The sequence below is a fragment of the Arthrobacter sp. NPDC056691 genome, from assembly GCF_042791415.1.
In the GTDB taxonomy this organism is placed as follows: Bacteria; Actinomycetota; Actinomycetes; order Actinomycetales; family Micrococcaceae; genus Arthrobacter.
On record NZ_JBHTXX010000021.1, the window covers coordinates 1 to 16981 of the forward strand.

Here is a 16981-nt window from a genome sequence, read left to right on the forward strand (position 1 = left end):
GCCGGGGTGTCGCCGATGTCGCGGGACACGTGTCGTGTATCAGCTGTCGTGCATGTCCCGGGACATGTGTCGCCTATGTCCTGAGATCACACACCCCCTCGCGCACGCATCAGAACCCCGGGAAATCAATGATTTCCCGGGGTTCTTTCGTTGTTTCAGCTGGGAGGCCACCGGTAACCGGCGGTTAAGCGCCGCGGGGCGGGTGCCGGAATTCCGACACCCGCCCCGCGCTCCTCCGAATATCCCGTCCCAACTCAGCGGGACGGTCAGATCACTGTGGATGGCCCTACTTCGCCGTTGACGGTTGCATCCGGGTTGGGCCTGGCGCCGGTGCCTTCTCGGTAACATCGCCGGCGGGCTTCCGCTCCTTGAGGAAGTACACCAGGATGGCTGCCACCGTTGACGCCGCGGCGAGGGCGAACAGGCCGGGCACCACGCTGCCGGTCTGCTCCTTGATGATGCCGAACCCGAACGGCGCCACGAAGCCGCCGAGGTTGCCCAGCGAGTTGATGATGGCGATGGCGGGGGCGAGGACCAGCGGGTGCAGGGCCGACTGCGGGATGGTCCAGAACAGCGGCGAGGCGCTCTTGAAGCCCATTGCTGCGACCGCGAGGAACACCAGGGCTAGGACCGGGGTCGCGACGGCTGCCGCGAGGGTGCCGACGGCGGCCACGAGGAGCGCGGCAACCAGCAGTGGGCGCTTGGACTTCGCCTTGTCCTGCCACTTGGCCGCGAAGTACATGGCGAAGACGGCGCACACCCACGGGATGGAGGAAAGGAATCCGACGCTGAGGTCCGTGGTGCCGGGGATCTGCTTGACGATCGTCGGCAGCCAGAACGTGTTGGCGTAGATGGAGAGCTGCACCGAGAAGTAGATGCCGCACAGCAGGAGGATCTGCGGGTTCAAGAGCATCTTCCAGCGGTTGACCTTGCCGCCGTCAGCGCTGGTGTGCTGGGCGTCCTCCTGGTCGATCGTTGCGGTGAGGGCTGACTTCTCACCGGCCGTGAGCCACTTGGCATCCTGGATCTTCGCGTCGAGGAAGAAGAACACGATGATGCCGACGGCGACGGAGAGCACGCCTTCGAAGCCGAACAGCCACTGCCAGCCGCGCAGGCCAAGGACGTCGTGCAGGCTCAGGAGCAGGCCGGCGATGGGGCCGGACAGGGCAGCTGCCACGGAGGACCCGGCGATGAAGACGGCGGTGGCCTTGCCGCGCTGGCCGGCGGGCACCCAGCGGGCGAAGTAGAAGATGACGGCAGGGAAGAAGCCTGCTTCCGCCGCACCCAGCAGGAACCGCAGGACGTAGAACATCATCTCGTTCTGGACGAAGGCCATCAGGAAGGACACGATGCCCCAGCTGACCATGATCCGGGTCAGCCAGATCTTGGCACCGTACTTTTCCATCATCACGTTGCTGGGGAGCTCGAAAATGGCATAGGCGATGAAGAACAGCCCGGCGCCGAAGCCGTAGGCCGCGGCACCGATGCCGACGTCAGCCTGCAGGTGGTCCTGGGCGTAGCCAATGTTGGACCGGTTCAGCTGGTTGCACACGAGCATGACCAGCATGACGGGCAGCAGGCGCCGGAAAAACTTCTTCACGGCCGAAGCCAGATCCGTGACAGCGGTGTCTACAGACTGCATTGGGGGAATCCTCTTTGATAGAGCAGCAAGATCACGCTGGGGGGACGACGGGGCAGGCCGTTGTGGTCCTCGCCACAGCACGCATTAACTGTAAGCAGTAGGTTTCATGCCCGTCCAACACGCATATTGCATGGCGTGATACCCGCAGGGAACTACTGCCGCATGGCGCTTACTCGCGGCCCGCCCGGAGCCTGCGCCGGGAGTTGGCCAGGTGATTGCGCATCGCTGCGGACGCCGCGGCCCCATCGCTGTCTGCGATGGCGGCAAAAATGGACCCGTGTTCATGGACCACCTGCTCGAAGTGGTCCCGCGCGTAATGCTCGACGCCGGTCATCAGCCGGGTGCGCGGCATGGCGATCATGGTCTGGCCCAGCGAGGCAAGGCAGTCCGTGTAGAAGGGGTTTCCCGAGGCTGCGGCGACGGCTTTGTGGAACTCAAAGTCGGCCTTCATCGCGTGTGCAGGATGCTCCACGCTGTCAGTGAATTCCGCCAGTGCCTGCCGCAGGGCGTTCAGCTGCCGCTCCGTCCGGTTTCCGGCTGCCAGCGCCGCTGCTTCGGTTTCGACGCCGATCCGGAATTCCAGCAGGTGCAGCCGGTCCTCCGCGGTGACCACAGCCCTGGCGGGCTGGCCCGGCGTCGGACCCGCCGTGGGCGGGGTCAGCGCGAAGCTTCCCCGCCCACGTTCGGTTTCCACGAGGCCCTCTGCCTGGAGCCGGGTGAGGGCGGACCGGACCACCGTCCGGCTGACGCCGAACTCGCCGATGAGGGTGTTTTCGCTCGGAAGCTTTTCACCGGGCTGGATGTCGCCGTCGACAATGCGGGTGCGAAGATCGGCGGCGAGGTCCGCGGTCAGGTTCCGGCTCATGGATTCAAGGTTACGCGCCGAATTCCACCGTCTCGGTGGTCCACGCGCGGGCCTGGTCGCTGAGGCTCACGCCGAGGCCCGGACGGTCCGGAACGATCATGCGGCCGTCCTTGGTTTCGAGGCGCTCGTTGAACAGCGGGTCCAGCCAGTCGAAGTGCTCCACCCACGGTTCGCGCGGGTAGGCGGCGGCCAGGTGCAGGTGGATTTCCATCGCGAAGTGCGGGGCCAGGCCCAGGCCGCGTTCGTCGGCGAGGGCTGCCAGGCGGAGGAACTGGGTGATGCCGCCGACGCGCGGGGCATCGGGCTGGATGACGTCGCAGCCGTTGGCAGCGATGAGGCCCTTGTGCTCGGCCACGGAGGCGAGCATTTCGCCGGTGGCGATGGGGGTGTCCAGGACCTGGGCGAGGTGCGCATGGCCCTCGAAGTCGTAGGCGTCCAGCGGCTCCTCGATCCAGATGAGGTTGAACTCTTCGAGCTGGCGGCCCATGCGCAGTGCGGTGGCGCGGTCCCACTGCTGGTTGGCGTCCACCATGAGGGGCACGTCCCAGCCGATGTGTTCGCGGATGCCGGCCACGCGGCGCAGGTCCTCCCTGGTGTCCGGGAGGCCGACCTTGATCTTGATGCCGCCGATGCCCTCCTCGACGGACTGCGTGGCGCGGGCCTTCACCTCGTCCAGGGTGGCGTTCAGGAAGCCGCCGGAGGTGTTGTAGGTCTGGACGGAGTCACGGTAGGAGCCCAGGAGCTTGGCCAGGGGCAGCCCGGCGCGCTTGGCCTTGAGGTCATACAGGGCGATGTCGATGGCTGCGAGGGCCTGGGTGGCGACGCCAGAGCGCCCCACGGAGGCTCCGGCCCAGAGCAGCTTGGTGTAGAGCTTGCTGATGTCGTTGGGGTCCTCGCCGATGATTCCTTCGGCAACTTCCTTGGCGTGGGCGTACTGGGCGGGACCGCCGGCGCGCTTGGAGTAGCTGAAGCCGAGGCCGGTGTGGCCCTGCTCCGTGGTGATCTCGGCAAAGAGGAAAACGACCTCGGTCATGGGCTTCTGGCGGCCGGTGAACACCTTGGCGTCGCTGATCGGGACGGCCAGCGGAAGGCGTGCGGTGGAAAGTTTGACGTGCCGAATGAGATCGACGGTGCTCATGGGTGTTCTCCTTGGGAAGTAGGGGCAGCATCGCCCGCTCACTTAGGATACAAGTTGGTTACTTATAATACAAGTAGTACCTGAAAAGACGGCGCAATGTTGGGGCCCCGCCCGTAGTCTGTTCCTATGCCTCGTTTTGCGCTTGATATCGACTCCGTCCCCCGTCCCGCCCGCTCCCAGTCGCTGCTGGATGCGGTGAACCAACGGGTGGTCATTGCCGATGGGGCCATGGGCACCATGCTGCAGGACCGGGAACTGTCCCTCGAAGCCGATTTCCTGGGGCTGGAAGGCTGCAACGAGATCCTCAATGTCACGCGCCCGGATGTCCTCGCGGACATTCATGACGCGTACTTCGCGGTGGGCATCGACGCTGTCGAAACCAACACCTTCGGGGCGAACTGGTCGAACCTTTCCGACTACGGCATCGACGACCGGATTGAAGAGCTCGCCCGGAAGGGCGCGGAGATCGCCCGGGACCGCGCCGAGGCGGCAGAAAAAGCTGACGGACGGATGCGCTGGGTGCTGGGCTCGATGGGGCCGGGCACCAAGCTCCCCAGCCTAGGGCACACCACCTACGACTACCTCAAGCAGACCTTCGCGCTGCAGGCCGAAGGCCTCATCGACGGCGGAGCGGACGCCTTCCTCATCGAAACCAGCCAGGACCTCCTGCAGACCAAAGCCGCGGTCAACGGCTGTAAGCAGGCCATCGTGGCCCGCGGCGCCCGGCTCCCGATCTTCGTCGAGGTGACCGTCGAAACCACCGGGACCATGCTGATGGGCTCCGAGATCGGCGCCGCACTCACCGCCCTCGAACCCCTCGGCGTCGATGCCATCGGCCTGAACTGCGCCACCGGGCCGGACGAGATGAGCGAGCACCTGCGCCACCTCTCCAAGCAGTCCTCCGTCGCGATCGCCTGCATGCCCAACGCAGGCCTGCCCGTCCTTGGTGCCAACGGTGCGCACTACCCGCTCTCACCCACCGAACTCGCCACCGCGCATGAGCAGTTCGTGCGGGAATTCGGCCTGGGCCTGGTGGGCGGATGTTGCGGTACGACGCCGGAGCACATGGCCGCCGTCGTCGAGCGTCTTGCGCCCTTCCGCACCAGCGCCGCCGTCACCAGCGGCGGGAGAGGCGCCGACGGCGGCCGCGTACCCACCGAGCGTGAAGCCGGCATCGCTTCCCTTTACCATCACGTGAATTTCGACCAGGAGTCTGCGTACCTCGCCATTGGCGAGCGGACCAACGCGAACGGTTCGAAGGCGTTCCGCCAGGCGATGCTCGAGGAGCGCTGGGACGACTGCGTCGACATCGCGCGCGAGCAGGTCCGCGTCGGCGCGCACCTGCTCGATGTGTGCATTGACTACGTGGGGCGCGACGGCGTGGCCGACATCAAGGAGGTCGTCTCGCGTTTCGCGTCGGCCTCCACGCTCCCGCTCGTCATTGACTCCACCGAACCGCCGGTACTGCAGGCCGGGCTCGAACACATCGGCGGACGGCCTGTGGTCAACTCCGTTAACTACGAGGACGGCGACGGCCCCAACAGCCGCTTCGCGCGCATCATGCCGCTCGTGAAGGAACACGGCACTGCCGTGATCGCCTTAACCATCGACGAGCAGGGCCAGGCACGCACCACCGACGGCAAGGTGGCCATCGCCTCGCGCCTCGTCGACGCCCTGGTGGGCGAATGGGGGATGCGCGTGGAGGACATCATCGTCGACGCCCTGACCTTCCCCATCGCCACCGGCCAGGAGGAAACCCGCCGGGACGCCATCGAAACCATCGAAGCCATCCGCCAGATCACCACGAAGTATCCCGGTATCCAAACCACCCTCGGCGTCTCGAACGTGTCCTTTGGCCTGAACCCGGCAGCGCGCATCGTCCTGAACTCGGTGTTCCTGCACGAGGCCGTGCAGGCCGGCCTGACCAGCGGCATCATCGACGCGGCCAAGATCGTGCCACTCGCCTCCCTCCCGGAGGACCAGCGCAAGGTCGCGTTGGACCTCGTCTGGGACCGCCGCGAATACGACGGCGACGGCAACCTCACGTACGACCCCCTGGCCAGCATGCTGGACCTGTTCGCCGGCGTTGACACCGCAGCGCTGAAGGACCAGCGCGCGGCGGAACTTGCGGCGCTGCCCACCGGCGCACGCCTGGAGCGGCGCATCATCGACGGCGAAGGAAAGGGCCTTGAAGAGGACCTGGACCTGGCCCGCGCCGAGGGGCTGACCCCGCTCGGCATCATCAACGACTACCTGCTCGAGGGCATGAAGGTGGTGGGCGAGCGTTTCGGCGCGGGCGAGATGCAGCTGCCCTTCGTGCTGCAGTCCGCCGAGGTGATGAAGACCGCGGTGGCCCTGCTCGAGCCGCACATGGAGAAGTCGGATTCCTCGGGCAAGGGCACCATGGTGATCGCCACCGTGCGCGGCGATGTGCACGACATCGGCAAGAACCTGGTGGACATCATCCTCACCAACAACGGCTACAAGGTGATCAACCTCGGCATCAAGCAGCCGATCGCCGACATCATCGCCGCGGCCGAGGAACACGACGCGGACGTGATCGGCATGTCCGGCCTGCTGGTGAAGTCCACCGTGGTGATGAAGGAGAACCTCGAGGAACTGCAGTCCCGTGGCCTGGCGAAGAAGTGGCCGATCATCCTCGGCGGCGCGGCGCTGACCCGAGCCTACGTGGAGCAGGACCTGGCGGGTCAGTTCGAGGGAGAGGTCCGCTACGCGAAGGACGCCTTCGAGGGCCTGTCGCTTATGGAGCCGCTGGTGCAGGTCGCCCGCGGCGCTGACGCCGCGGAGGTCGGACTGCCCGCGCTGAAGAAGCGGATCCATAAAGGAGGCCCGAAGTTCAAGGTGACCGAGCCGGAGGCAATGCCCGGGCGTTCCGACGTCGCCGCCGACAACCACGTGCCGTCGCCGCCGTTCTGGGGCACGCGCATTGTGCGCGGCGTCTCGCTCCACGACTTCGGTGCATTCCTCGACGAGCGCGCCACCTTCATGGGGCAGTGGGGGCTCAAGCCCGGCCGCGGCGACGACGGCGCCTCGTATGAGGAACTGGTGGAACGCGAGGGCCGGCCGCGCCTGCGGTACTGGATGGACCGTATCCTCGGCGAGGGAATGCTCGACGCGTCCGTTGCGTACGGCTACTTCCCGGTGGTCTCCGAAGGCGAACAGGTGGTGGTGCTGCACCACGGGGAGGACCGCGACGGCGTCCTCGGCACCGCGGGCCTGCTCGCCCCCGACGGCGGATCAGGCGGTCCGCTGGGCACCGAGCGGCTGCGTTTCGACTTCCCGCGCCAGCGCCGCGACCGGCACCTGTGCCTCGCCGACTTCGTTCGGTCTCGCGAATCGGGGCGGATCGACGTCCTGCCGGTGCAACTGGTCACCGCCGGCGGCAATGTCGATGAGGTGACTGCCAAGCTGTTCGCCGGCGACCACTACCGCGACTACTACGAGCTCAACGGCCTGGTCATGCAGCTCACCGAGGCACTGGCGGAGTTCTGGCACGCACGGATCCGCTCGGAGCTGGGTTTCGCGGCCGAGGAGCCGAAGGAGAAGGCCGGCCTGTTCAAGCTCGACTACCGCGGTGCGCGGTTCTCGCTCGGCTACCCCGCGTGCCCGGACATGGAGGACCGCCGCAAGGTGGTGGAACTGCTGCATCCCGAGCGGATGGGCGTGGTCCTGAGCGATGAGCTGATGCTGCACCCCGAACAGTCCACCGACGCGTTCGTCTTCCACCACCCGGAGGCGAAGTACTTCAAGGTGTGAGTTGGCGCCGGTCTCTGGTCTCAGATGGATAGGGCTTAGATGGATACGGTCTGGGTGGATTGGGCCTGTTCGGCCTGTCCGCCCGCGCTGGAGACCGGCTTCACTCGCCGCAGTGCAGCGAGAATGGCGCGCCCCACCACAGCGATTCCGATGATCGTGGTGGCGGCACGCAAGGTGTCCCATCCGGCCGTCGAGGTCAGGAGGGAGTAGAGCAGGAAACTGCTGAGGTTGGTGCCCAGCGGAGCTCCGGGAACGTAGGAAATGCCGGTGCCGGCGCCCACCGCGAAGGGCCAGAACCATAGGTTGGTCAGCAGGCCGAACAGGTAGGCTGCCAGGGCGCCGTAGCCGCACAGCATCCACAGCTCGGCTCTCCCGCGCACCCGGCGGGGGAGCAGGCCAGCCCCGGCGCCCACCCACGCACAGGCGAATATCTGGAACGGGCTCCAGGGCCCGATGCCACCCCACAAGGCGCTGGAGAGGGCGATGGTGGCGGCACCGAGAAGCATGCCGAAACGGGCACCGAACGCGCGGCCGGCCAGGATCAGCAGAATAAAGACCGCTTCCACGCCCCCGACGCCGGTGCTCGCCACCCGCACCGCCGAACCGACGGCGGCCAGGACGCCGAGCAGCGCCACCGTGTGCGCCGAGCGGACCGACCCGTCCATGGACACGGCGACGGCGACGGCGGCGATCGGGGCGATGGCCAGCGCCGCGTAGGGGACAGCCGCGGCGGCATCTTCCGGAAGGGCCGCCGCGAGCAACGGCCAGCAGAACGCTGCGAGAGCCAGAAGGTTTGCAGCGGCGAGAACCGTGAGCTCCGCAGCCCGCGGCATCCGGATGTGGCGCCGTCTTTGAGCCTCGGGGGAGTCTGTTTGTTCGATGACCCGCGGCCTTGGTCCGGCACCCGTCCGAGGAGGAGACGGCACGAACGGCCCGGGCTCATGGGTCAGCAGGGCTGAAGGCGCGACGCCGTCACGCATCGGGAGGATCCGGGCGCCGAGGCCGTCGGCAAAATCAAGGTCGTGCGTGGCGATCAGAACCGCCGTGCCGGCCTCCGCTGCGGCCCGCAGCGCTGCCGAGACTGCTGCGCGCGCCGCGGGATCGAGTCCGCGGGTGGGCTCATCGATCAGGAGCACCTGTGGGTTGTCGGCGGTCTGCAGCGCGATGGCAAGGATCCTGCGCTCCCCTGCAGAGAGGTCCCGGGGATGCTCGTGTCCGATGGGCATCCCCGCGTCTCCCCGCAGGCGGGCAAGGCGTGACTCGGTGGCGCCGTGGGCAAGCTGTCCACCGCGCTTTCGGCGCGCCTGGCGTCGGTCCGCCGCGCGGAGCTCTGCCGCGACGGTGTCCCTGGTGAAGAGGTCATCGGAGGCGTCCGGAACGAGGGCGACCCGGCCGCCGTCGACCGTGCCGCCGTCGACCGTTCCTTCACCGACCGTTCCTGCACCAACCGTTCCTTCACCGAGCGCGAGTGCCACGAGCAGGGACGACTTCCCGGCCCCGTTTGGCCCCACCAGGGCCACCACTTCACCGCGGTGCAGGGTCAGGGAAGCATCCCGCACCAGTGGCTTGCCCCCGCGGTGCACCGAGAGCTTTGTCGCCGTCAGCACGGGCGCATGCCCCGCCGGCTCGAGTGTTGGCCGGACAGTGACCGGGGCCGAAGCGGAGGGTGCGACGCCGGGCACCAGGGCGCCGTCGTCGATGGTCCACCACGTGTCGGCAACGGGCACGAGCGACTCCGCCCGGTGCTCCGCCACGATGACGCAGACACCCGCTTCGCGGGCGAGGGCGGCCAGCACGGCGATGACATGTCCGCGTGCCGCGGTATCAAGGTCGGCCAGGGGCTCGTCAACCAGGAGCACGGCCGGATGTTCCACGACGGCGGCGGCGATGGCCACGAGCGTTGCCTCACCCGCCGAGAGGGTGCTGAGGTTCCGGTCCAGCAAGGCCGAGACCCCGATACGCGCTGCGACGTCTGACACCTGGGCCTTGGCGATGCCGGATGCCACACCGCGCAGTTCGAGTGCGAGGGCGATCTCGTCGCGGACCCGGGTGGTGGCGAATGCGGCGCGCGGATTCTGCAATACGACGCCGATGAGGCGGGCCGTATCGCGCGGCGGCGTGGTGGCACGGTCCGTCCCGGCGACGCGCACCGTGCCGGAAATTCCACCGCCGTCAACGTGTGAGAGCAGGCCCGCGATACCCCGCAGGATGGTGGACTTGCCGGAACCCGTCGGCCCGGTAATGACCGCGATTGACCCTCCCGGCGGCGTGAACCCGGCGACCCGCACCCGCGCCTCGCCGATGCGGAATTGTGCGTCCCGGACGAGAAGCGGTGCTTGGATATCGCGGCCGGGTTGGTGTGCCGCCCGGCTCCCGAAACCGCGCAGCTCCAGGGCCGCGGCCACCCGCCCGGCGTGCTCGAGGGTGCGCTCCAGCACGGGAACAAGCGCGCGGGGTCCGAAGCGTTCGCCCCGCAACCGGAAAGCCAGCCGCACGGAGGCCACGGCGTCGGAAAGCGCCGGAAGTGCCGCCCAGGCCACTACAAGCATCCGCGCCATGCCCTGCATGGGGCCGCCACGGGCCAGGAGAACGAAGCCGCGGGCCACGTCCACCCAGGCGTTGAGGAGACCGAAGCCGAAGATCGTGCCGGCGATCGGCAGGGCGGACAGGACCGCCTCCCACAGGCCTTGAGTTGTTACTGGGCCGAAGAGGACCACATGGGCGTACGGGGCAGGCAACGGGAACGCCGGTATGTTGAGCAGAACCGTGTCACCGATGCCCGCCCCGTTGAAAAGGATGCGGTAGATGACCCGCGCCGCGATGAAGACGACGGCGAGAGCCGTCCCTGCGCGAAACGGCGCGGGTCGAAAGGTCATGCCGCCGGTGCGGCCGGTGCGCCGTCGACCGTGTACAGCAGTTCCAGGCTCTGTCCCGGGCCGACCTTCAGGGTGGCGAGGCCTTCCTGCGCGTAGGCCCAGGCACCGGAGGCCGGCTTAACCCAGAGGGACCAGTAGGCGAAGGCAGCGGGCATCTTCTTGCATTCCTCGCGGTACGTGCCGTCCTTGTGGACGATGTCGAGGTCCGCGGCGGGCACACCGTTCACGCGGCACACCAGTTCCTTGGGATAGGCGTCCGTGCCCTCGGTTTTCACCTTTGCCTCGTCGAGCACTTTGGAAGCGAGAGTCGGCCCGTCCACAGGCACGCAAACCGACGCATCAGCGGCAGCCTGCTTCAGGGCGCCCGAATCGAGAATGACCTTCACCCCGGCGCAGGGCCCGGCGGCGGCGCTGGAGGAAGCCGTTGCCGGCGAAGCCGGTGCAGAGGTAGTTGGCTGGGTGGCGGCCGGGGTGGAACAGGCGGCGAGGGTAAACAGGAGGGCTGCGGCGGCGAGTGAGCTCGCGGCGGCGGTGCGGATCTGAGTCAAAGTCACCTGTCAAGGGTAGGTCGTTGCCTGTCCGGATCCGGTTGCTGTCGCGTTGTGTGACGTCATGCGCCCTTACCTACCCCGCAGCCCACGCCACAATCAGCAGCGCCCCCACGCACAGGATGGTGGTGCAGAGGATCACGTCGCGGGCCACCGTCATGCCCCGGCCGTAGGGGGAGGCGAAGAGAAAGACGTTCTGCGCGGTGGGCAGCGTCCCCATGATCACGCTTGCCAGCAGGTGCTGCCCCTCCAGCCCGAACACAAAGCGCCCCAGCAACCAGACAACCAAAGGCATGCCGGCGATCTTCAGGGACGTGGCTACGAGCGTCTCGGTCCGGCCGTCGTCCTTCTGCAGCGGCGCCCTCCCCGCCAGCGACAGGCCAAAGGCGAGAAGCACCATGGGGACAGCGCCGCCGGCCAGCATGTCGATGGGCTTTTCCAGCAGGTCCGGTTCCTGCCAGCCCGTCAGGGCAACGACGACGCCAAGCGCGGAGGCAATGATCATGGGGTTGGACAGCGGCTGGAGCAGCACCTTCCTCCACGAGATCCGGGCGCCGGAGAACAGCCCCAGAAGCGTGAGGTAGAACGGGGCCATGACCAGGAGCTGCACCAGGAGCACGGGCGCCACATGCTGTGCCGTGCCGACGGCGTACAGCGAGACCGGGATCCCGATGTTGTTGGCGTTGGCGTAACTGCTGGCCATCGCGCCGACGGCGGTCTCCGCGGCCGGGCGGCGGAAGAACAGGAAGCTCAGCAGCCAGTAAAGAAGCCCCACTGCCGCTGCTGAAAGCAGCGCCAGCGGGGCGTCCGTTCCGAGGGCGGCCCGGATATCGGAGCCGGCCACCACCGTGTAAAGCAGGGCAGGGTTGGTGATGTAGAACGCTGTGCGGGTCAGCGCACCCTGGACCTCGGGACCCAGAATGCGGAATCTGGCAGCGAGGTAACCGACGGCGATGACTGCAGAAACGATAAGTATTCCGGAGACAACGCCGCCCACGCTTTACCCTTCTATGTATCTGTATGTTGGGAAGATTATCGACGTTACCGGACCGGGCCTACCGGCCCGTGTCTACCGGACCAGGCTTACCGGACCAGGCAGGGGCGCTTCGGGTCGAAGGACCAGCCGTCGATGTAGTACTGCATGCCGATGCTGTCGTCGCGGGCATCGAGGCCATGCTCCAGGTACAGCTGGTGCGCCTTGTCCAGCGCATCGCGGTCCAGCTCGATGCCGAGTCCGGGCGCAGCAGGAACCTCGATGGCGCCGCCCTTGATCTGCAGCGGGTTCTTGGTCAGGCCCTGGCCGTCCTGCCAGATCCAGTGCGTGTCCAGCGCGGTGATCTCGCCGGGTGCTGCCGCGCCGGTGTGCGTGAACATGGCCAGCGAGATGTCGAAGTGGTTGTTTGAGTGCGAGCCCCAGGTCAGGCCGAACTCGTTGCACAGCTGCGCTACGCGGACCGAACCGTGCATGGTCCAGAAGTGCGGGTCCGCCAGCGGGATATCGACGGCGTTGCTGCGGATGGCATGCGCCATTTCGCGCCAGTCCGTGGCGATCATGTTGGTGGCGGTCTTCAGCCCGGTGGCCCGGCGGAACTCGGCCATGACCTCGCGTCCGGAGAAGCGGCCTTCAGCGCCGCAGGGGTCCTCGGCGTAGGCCACGACGCCCTGCATCCGCTTGCCCAGCCGGATGGCCTCCTCGAGCAGCCAGCCGCCGTTCGGGTCCAGGGTGACGCGGGCAGCGGGGAAGCGCTTCGCCAGCGCCGTGACCACGTCCACTTCGTCGTCGCCGGACAGCACACCGCCCTTGAGCTTGAAGTCGCTGAAGCCGTAGCGCTCCTGCGCGGCTTCGGCCAGGGCAACCACGGCCTCGGGGGTCATGGCCTCCTGGCGCCGCAGTTCTTCCCAGCGGTCCGACGGCGCGTCCTCCACGAGGTACGGAAGACCTGTCCGCTTGTGGTCACCGACGAAGAACAGGTAGCCGAGCATCGGCACGGAGGTGCGCTGCTGGCCGTCGCCGAGCAGTTCGGCCACGGGGACGCCGAGGAACTGGCCGTGCAGGTCCAGCAGTGCGGATTCGACGGCGGTGACTGCGTGGACGGTGGTGCGAAGGTCGAAGGTCTGCAGGCCACGGCCCCCGGCGTCGCGGTCGGCGAACTCCGCGGCGATTTCGCGGAGCAGCGAGCGGTAGCGTGCCACCGGCTTGCCGGCGATCAGCGCGCCGGCTTCCTCGATGGTGGTGCGGATCTTCTCGCCGCCGGGGACCTCGCCGAGGCCGGTGCGGCCGTCGGAGTCGGTCACGATGACCACGTTCCGGGTGAAGAACGGCCCGTGCGCGCCGCTGAGGTTCATCAGCATGCTGTCGTAGCCGGCAACCTGGACTACTTCCACGCGGGAGATTGTGGGCTGGGCGGTCATGCGTTGACCTCCTCTTTCTCTGCAGCGGCGTCAGCGGCGATGACCGTACCGTCGATGCGGCGGTTCAGCTGCCAGGGGTTGGTGTCCCGCAGGGGCGCGGGCAGCAGTTCCTGGGGGAGGTTCTGGTAGGCGACGGGGCGGAGGAAGCGGTTGATGGCCAGGGTGCCGACGGAGGTGGTGCGGGTGTCGGAGGTGGCGGGGAAGGGGCCGCCGTGGACCATGGCGTGGCCGACTTCGACGCCGGTGGGCCAGCCGTTCACAATGATGCGTCCGACTTTCTGTTCGAGTGCGGGGATCAGTTGTGCCGCCGTCGGGTAGTCCTCTTCGGTGAGCTGCAGGGAAGCGGTGAGCTGCCCTTCGATCCGGTGGGTGGCCTCGATCAGTTCCTCGGCGGAGGAGTAGCGGATCACCAGGGACGCGGCGCCGAAGATCTCCGCGTGCAGAACTTCGTTGGTGATGAAGTCGCGGATGCCGGTGCCGTAGATCGCCGGTGCCGGGGCGTTCTGGGTGGGGCCGGGGGTTCCGGTGCCGACGACGGTGACGTTCTCGGCGGCGCCGAGCGCCTCCGTGCCCGCGTTCCAGGAGCCGGCGATGCCTGCGGTGAGCATGGTCTGTCCGGCGCAGGCGGCGACGGCGCGGCCGACGGCGGCGGCGAGTTTGTCGCCCGCCTCACCGGCCGGGGCGAACAGCAGGCCGGGGGAGGTGCAGAGCTGTCCTGAGCTGCCGGTCACGGCGGTGACGTACTGCTGCGCCAGGGCGTCGATGTCCCCCTTGAGGGCGCCGGGGAAGACGAAGACCGGGTTGAGCGAGGACATTTCCGCGTAGACCGGGATGGGTTCGGGGCGTGCGGCGGCGGTGCGCATCAGGGCGACACCGGCGGACTGGGAACCGGTGAAGCCGACGGCCTTGATGGCCGGGTCGGCGACGAGGGCCTGGCCGATGCTGGCGCCGGGGCCGTAGATGAGGGAGAAGACGCCCGGGTGCAGGCCGGCGTCGGTGACGGCTTTGGTGATGGCCTGGCCGACGAGTTCGCTCGTGCCGGGGTGGGCGTTGTGGGCTTTGAAGACGACGGGGCAGCCGGCGGCGAGGGCTGAGGCGGTGTCTCCTCCCGCCGTCGAGAAGGCCAGCGGGAAGTTGCTGGCGCCGAAGACGGCGACGGGGCCGAGGGGGATCTGGCGCTGGCGGATGTCGGCGCGCGGCAGAGGGGTGCGGTCCGGGAGGGCCGGGTCGATGCGGACGCCGCGGAAGTCGCCCTGGCGGACCACGTTGGCGAAGAGGCGGAGCTGGCCGGTGGTGCGGGCGCGTTCGCCGGTCAGCCGGGCCGCGGGCAGGCCGGTTTCCTGGCCGGCGCGGACGATCAGTTCGTCGCCGATGGCTTCGATGTTGTCCGCGATCGCGTCCAGGAACGCGGCGTGGGTTTCGGGGTCAAGGGTGCTGAAGGACGCGAAGGCCTCGGCGGCAGCGGCAGTGGCCCCCTTCAGTTGTTCCCCGGTGAGCAGGGTGTAGGCGGGTTCGAGCTGTTCGTTGCTGGCCGGGTTGAAGGCGAAGGTGGTCTTGCCTTCGCCGGCAACGGTCTGTCCGGCGATCAGGGAATGTCCGGTGAGGGTCACGATGGTTCTCCTGGGTAAAAGTTGGGGGGTTGGCTAAGCGGCCGGCAACTAGGAGACCTTGGCGATGAGTGCCTTGAGGTCGGCCAGGTCCTTTTCGGCCATGTTCTGCAGCGGGGGACGGACGCCGCCGGCGGAACGGCCGATCGCGTCGAGGCCGCCCTTGACGATGGAGACGGCGTAGCCCTTCACGCGGTCGCGGATGTCCAGGTAGGGGATGACGAAGTCGTTGAGTTTCTGGTTGACCGCCGCGCGGTCCTGGTTGCGGACGTCCTGGTAGAAGTCCAGCGCGAACTGCGGAACGAAGTTGTACATGGCGCTGGAGTAGGTGCTCATGCCCAGCTGCAGGAGCGGCAGTGCGAAGGTCTCTGCGGTGGGGAGGCCGCCCAGGTAGAACAGGCGGTCGCCGAGCTTGGCGTAGACACGCGCGTCGTGCTCGAGATCGCCCACGCCGTCCTTGAAGCCGATCAGGTTCTCGTGGCGGTCGGCCAGGGTGGCCACCGTGGTGTCCTTGTAGATGGCGTTGGCGCGGTTGTAGATGATGACGCCGAGCGAGGTGGCGCTGCACACGGCGCTGACGTGATCGATCAGGCCGCCCTGGTCCGCTTCGGTCAGGTACGGCGGCAGGAGCAGGATGCCCTCGGCGCCGGCGGCCTCCGCGGCCTTGGCGTTTTCGATGGCCTGGGCGGTGGAGCCGCCGGCGGAGGCCAGGACGGGGACGGTGTTGCCCACTTCCTCGACGGCGGCACGGACCACGCGGGCCGACTCGGACGGGGTGAGCGAGAAGCCCTCACCCGTGCCGCCGGCGGCGAAGAGGCCGGCAACGGGGTAGCTGGCCTGCCATGCAAGGTGCTTGCGGTAGTTTTCCTCGTCGAACTGCAGCTCTGCATCGAAGGAGGTTACGGGGAAGGACAGCAGCCCGTCCTTGAGGGTGTTGGCGAGTTCCTGGGGTGAAAGTTTTGCCACGGGATGTCCTTGGAGTCGGTGCCGGGAGCGGCGGGGTGGTGTGGTTCCTTTTCAGATTAGGGAGGCCCGTCCATGCCTGTCCAAGTGCATTTTTGTATCTATTGATACCCTGGGCGCATTGAGCCAGCCGAAGCCGGAAGCGCTCAGTTGGCCGCAAACTCCAGGTCGCGCAGCAGCCGCACCAGAGCCGGGTTTTTGGCGTCCCTGTTCCAGATGGCATGCAGCTCCACGGGTTCCTCTTCACCGCTGGCCAGACGCAGGAACGAAACACCCCGGATGCCCAGCGCTGTTGCCGAGTGGGGTACGAAGGCCACCCCCCGCTTGGCGGCCACCAGCGAGACCATGGTGAGGATCTGGCTGACGGTGTGCACCACGTTTTCATGCCGGATGGCGTGCAGCCGGACCACGAGGTCGTAGAAGTACCTGGCCTGCGTGGGGGAATGCATGATGAGCGGCTCGTCCTTGAGGTCCTCGTTTTGGATGTCCCGCTTGAGGTCCGCGAGGGGGTGTGATGCCGGAACCGCCAGCACCATCGACTCGCGGTACAGCAGGTGGGAGTCGAAAACTTCAGTGTCGAAGGGTGGACGCGCCAGGCCGAGGTCCAGTTCGCCGGTAAGCAGGCCCTGGATCTGTTCGCCCGTGACCAACTCCTGGAGGTCGATGTCCACATCGGGCACGATTGCGCCGATCTCCTCCAGCAGCGGGCCCAGGATGCTGAATCCGCTGGCGGCCGTGAAGCCGATGCGGAGATGGCCCTGCCGGCCGGAGGCAATGCGCCGCGCCGTCACGGGTGCCCGGCTGGCCAGCGCCATGAGCCTGCGGGCCTCGTCAAGGAACGCGCGTCCGGCGGCGGTCAGCTCAACCCGGCGGTTGTCCCGCTCGAGGAGTTCGGCCCCCACAGTCTTCTCCAGTTTCTGGATCTGGCGGCTCAGTGGCGGCTGGGTCATGTTGAGGCGTTCGGCGGCCCGGCCGAAGTGCAGTTCCTCGGCGACTGCGATGAAGCCGGTCAGCTGGTCGAAGGTAAACGTGATGCTCTCCCGGTATTACTCGATGCATATTTGGGCTTAGACATGCATCATAACGCGTCCCTACACTCGACCTAGCGAACTGGCAGTGACCCGGTTCACACACACCTGGGGGCTGAGGCAGC

The 16981-nt window shown here is 67.5% G+C and carries 11 protein-coding genes; 1 reads left to right on the forward strand and 10 read right to left on the reverse strand.

What is annotated here, in order from left to right:
* Positions 1 to 286: 286 nt before the first annotated feature.
* The 3 genes from ACFRAU_RS16210 to ACFRAU_RS16220 form a co-directional block, all read right to left on the reverse strand.
* Positions 287 to 1642 (reverse strand): MFS transporter, encoded by a 1356-nt coding sequence (locus tag ACFRAU_RS16210; RefSeq protein ID WP_378000679.1) that lies wholly within the window; start codon positions 1640 to 1642, stop codon positions 287 to 289.
* A 169-nt stretch (positions 1643 to 1811) separates the two neighbouring features.
* Complete coding sequence (locus tag ACFRAU_RS16215; RefSeq protein WP_378000680.1) at positions 1812 to 2507, reverse strand: FadR/GntR family transcriptional regulator; 696 nt, start codon at positions 2505 to 2507, stop codon at positions 1812 to 1814.
* Between the two features lie 10 nt (positions 2508 to 2517).
* Positions 2518 to 3645 (reverse strand): mandelate racemase/muconate lactonizing enzyme family protein, encoded by a 1128-nt coding sequence (locus ACFRAU_RS16220; RefSeq protein WP_378000681.1) that lies wholly within the window; start codon positions 3643 to 3645, stop codon positions 2518 to 2520.
* 126 nt (positions 3646 to 3771) lie between these two features.
* Between ACFRAU_RS16220 and metH the strand changes: the two genes are divergently transcribed.
* Positions 3772 to 7422, forward strand: coding sequence for a methionine synthase (metH, locus tag ACFRAU_RS16225; RefSeq protein WP_378000682.1), 3651 nt, complete (start codon positions 3772 to 3774; stop codon positions 7420 to 7422).
* Positions 7423 to 7457: 35 nt separating this feature from the next.
* Here metH and ACFRAU_RS16230 read toward each other — a convergent pair whose 3' ends face one another.
* The 7 genes from ACFRAU_RS16230 to ACFRAU_RS16260 all read right to left on the reverse strand — a co-directional run bounded on the left by ACFRAU_RS16230 (position 7458) and on the right by ACFRAU_RS16260 (position 16862).
* Entirely contained in the window at positions 7458 to 10298 is a 2841-nt protein-coding gene (locus ACFRAU_RS16230) for an ATP-binding cassette domain-containing protein (protein WP_378000683.1), read from the reverse strand.
* Complete coding sequence (locus tag ACFRAU_RS16235) at positions 10295 to 10852, reverse strand: hypothetical protein (RefSeq protein WP_378000684.1); 558 nt, start codon at positions 10850 to 10852, stop codon at positions 10295 to 10297. Before ACFRAU_RS16235 ends, ACFRAU_RS16230 begins: the two co-directional genes overlap by 4 nt.
* 70 nt (positions 10853 to 10922) lie before the next feature.
* Positions 10923 to 11843, reverse strand: coding sequence for an AEC family transporter (locus ACFRAU_RS16240; protein ID WP_378000685.1), 921 nt, complete (start codon positions 11841 to 11843; stop codon positions 10923 to 10925).
* A gap of 86 nt (positions 11844 to 11929) precedes the next feature.
* The gene (locus tag ACFRAU_RS16245) at positions 11930 to 13258 is read right to left on the reverse strand and encodes an enolase C-terminal domain-like protein (RefSeq protein WP_378000686.1); all 1329 of its coding nucleotides are present in this window, start codon (positions 13256 to 13258) and stop codon (positions 11930 to 11932) included.
* Positions 13255 to 14868: an aldehyde dehydrogenase (NADP(+)) gene (locus ACFRAU_RS16250; RefSeq protein WP_378000687.1), complete on the reverse strand. Its 1614-nt coding sequence runs from the start codon at positions 14866 to 14868 to the stop codon at positions 13255 to 13257. The genes ACFRAU_RS16245 and ACFRAU_RS16250 overlap by 4 nt, the downstream gene beginning before the upstream one ends.
* A gap of 48 nt (positions 14869 to 14916) precedes the next feature.
* The gene (kdgD, locus tag ACFRAU_RS16255) at positions 14917 to 15831 is read right to left on the reverse strand and encodes a 5-dehydro-4-deoxyglucarate dehydratase (protein ID WP_378000688.1); all 915 of its coding nucleotides are present in this window, start codon (positions 15829 to 15831) and stop codon (positions 14917 to 14919) included.
* Between the two features lie 143 nt (positions 15832 to 15974).
* Positions 15975 to 16862: a LysR family transcriptional regulator gene (locus ACFRAU_RS16260; RefSeq protein WP_377994881.1), complete on the reverse strand. Its 888-nt coding sequence runs from the start codon at positions 16860 to 16862 to the stop codon at positions 15975 to 15977.
* Between the last annotated feature and the right edge of the window lie 119 nt (positions 16863 to 16981).